At 42.5% G+C, this 1,016-nt stretch carries 3 protein-coding genes and 1 pseudogene; all 4 read left to right on the forward strand.

The window, feature by feature from the left end:
- The coding region (rpsQ, locus tag ACYVTD_RS13835) for a 30S ribosomal protein S17 (protein WP_461248311.1) at positions 1-165 on the forward strand (165 nt) is incomplete at its 5' end.
- A 12-nt stretch (positions 166-177) separates the two neighbouring features.
- On the forward strand, positions 178-549 hold the full coding sequence (gene rplN, locus ACYVTD_RS13840) for a 50S ribosomal protein L14 (RefSeq protein WP_461248309.1): 372 nt from the start codon (positions 178-180) through the stop codon (positions 547-549).
- Positions 550-558: 9 nt separating this feature from the next.
- The gene (gene rplX / locus ACYVTD_RS13845) at positions 559-882 is read left to right on the forward strand and encodes a 50S ribosomal protein L24 (RefSeq protein ID WP_461248310.1); all 324 of its coding nucleotides are present in this window, start codon (positions 559-561) and stop codon (positions 880-882) included.
- Positions 882-1,016 (forward strand): annotated as a pseudogene (gene rplE, locus ACYVTD_RS13850) (50S ribosomal protein L5); the annotation flags it as partial. The gene rplX and the pseudogene rplE, both read left to right, overlap by 1 nt.

The following is a 1,016-nucleotide window of genomic DNA, read 5'->3' on the forward strand; positions in this document are numbered from 1 at the left end:
CTCCATCCTCTTTACAAAAAATACATCAAGAGGGCGGAACAAGTAAAAGCCCATGATGAAAAGAACGAAGCGAAGATCGGCGATCGTGTTCGCGTGATCGAGTGCAGACCTATAAGCAAAGAAAAATGCTGGAAGCTTGTAGAAATTATTGAGCGAGCCAAGTAAGGGAGACGGAAAATGATTCAAGTAGAGAGCTTCCTGAATGTGGCTGATAATTCAGGAGCCAAACTAGTACAGTGCATCAAAGTTTTGGGCGGCACAAAGCGTAGGTACGCCGGAATTGGCGACATTGTTGTAGTTGCGGTAAAAGAAGCGTTGCCTACGTCCGTAATAAAAAAAGGCACTGTGGAAAAAGCGGTTGTGGTGCGTACTCATAAAGAGTTCCGCCGCCCCGATGGAACATATATCAGGTTTGATGATAACGCCTGCGTCATTATTGACGCCGCATTGAATCCGAAAGGAAAGCGTATCTTTGGACCTGTAGCGCGGGAATTGAGGGAGAAAAGCGAATTTATGAAAATCGTTTCTCTTGCCCCAGAGGTTTTATAGGAGTCGGACATGGCTGAAGCGTTGCATAAATTTAAACTTAAAAAAGAAGATACTGTCCAGGTTATTACCGGAAAAGACAAGGGAAAACGCGGCAGAATCTTAAAAATAAATCGTGACACGGACAGAGTTGTTGTTGAAGGCTTAAACATAGTCAAGAAAGCGATGAAGAAAAGAAAACAACAAGATCCGGGCGGAATAGCCGAGATTGAAGCGGCGATTCATTCGTCCAACCTGATGATTGTTTGTAAAAAATGCGGACCTACTCGCATCGGCTACAAACTTGACGGGGATAAAAAGGTCAGATTTTGCAAGAAATGCGGGGAGGTATTATAATGGAAAAAAATTACGTTCCCCGTCTTAAAAAGATTTATAAGGAGCAAATAGCCCCTGAACTGTTTAAGGAATTTAATTACAGTTCTAATATGCAGATACCCAAGCTTGAAAAAATTATTGTAAGCATGGGCGTA

It is taken from the genome of Treponema sp. R6D11 (genome assembly GCF_054786075.1).

Coding starts and splice junctions, on each gene's coding strand:
- rplX (WP_461248310.1), top strand. CDS start 559: ATGGCTGAAGCGTTGCATAAATTTAAACTTAAAAAAGAAGATACTGTC.
- rplN (WP_461248309.1), top strand. CDS start 178: ATGATTCAAGTAGAGAGCTTCCTGAATGTGGCTGATAATTCAGGAGCC.